Annotated in this window: 1 protein-coding gene and 1 pseudogene; one reads left to right on the forward strand and one right to left on the reverse strand. The window is 60.6% G+C overall.

The features are described from left to right. Positions 1-141 (reverse strand): annotated as a pseudogene (locus tag GSQ83_RS23450) (IS6 family transposase); the annotation flags it as partial. A gap of 188 nt (positions 142-329) precedes the next feature. On the opposite strand from GSQ83_RS23450, the gene GSQ83_RS23455 reads away from it, so the two are divergent. Next, positions 330-569 carry an alpha/beta fold hydrolase gene (locus GSQ83_RS23455; protein WP_216850518.1) on the forward strand — a complete coding sequence of 80 codons (240 nt, stop codon included), beginning with the start codon at positions 330-332 and terminating at the stop codon, positions 567-569. Positions 570-701: the final 132 nt, after the last annotated feature.

A 701-nucleotide genomic window follows, 5' to 3' on the forward strand; every position in this document is an offset into this window, starting at 1 on the left:
AGAAACAAAGATGCCGCGCTCCGCCAGGAGCAGCTCGACATCTCGAAAGCTCAGGCTGAATACATGATAGAGCCAGACCGCGTGCCTCATCAGCTCAGCTGGAAAACGATGGCGATAATGAGGGTCGGGCGGCTTCTTCATTCCTCCATCCTGGCGCAGGATCGGGCCGCCCGCCAGACCCGGTTACCGTGACAATGCCGTCGCCCGGCTGGCAGTTCGAAGAGCCAGTCTTCGATTGATCGGCGGCCGCTTTCGACAATCCCGACTTCGTGGATGTCGTCATTCATTGCTACCGTTGCTCTTTCGGCTTGGACGCTGGCGACCATGCGTTGCAGCCACTTGAGGACCGTTTGGCGCAGAAGCCCACCATCACAGTGCCGACGGTGACGCTCGATGGGGCGACCGACCCGCTCAAGCCTGGGGGCACCGCGGATCATGCCAGCATGTTCGTCGGGCTGCAGGAACACCGTATCGTCGACGCGGGACACAATCTTCCGCAGCAGGCGCCGCAGGCCTTCGCCGACGCTGTGTTCAAGGTCCGGGACTGGTCAGCTTTAAGAGGGCTCTGAGACCTTTGCGTGACCCAGGCCGCGCTTGGTTGTGGCTGAGCAGGATACCGATTACAGTCCGTTTGAGAAAGGTCAGTCATGGGCGATCCGGCGTAAAAGCAGGCTTCCCATGGCGACATGGATCATGGCCTC

Source organism: Acidisoma sp. L85 (genome assembly GCF_009765865.1).
Taxonomy (GTDB): Bacteria; Pseudomonadota; Alphaproteobacteria; order Acetobacterales; family Acetobacteraceae; genus Acidisoma.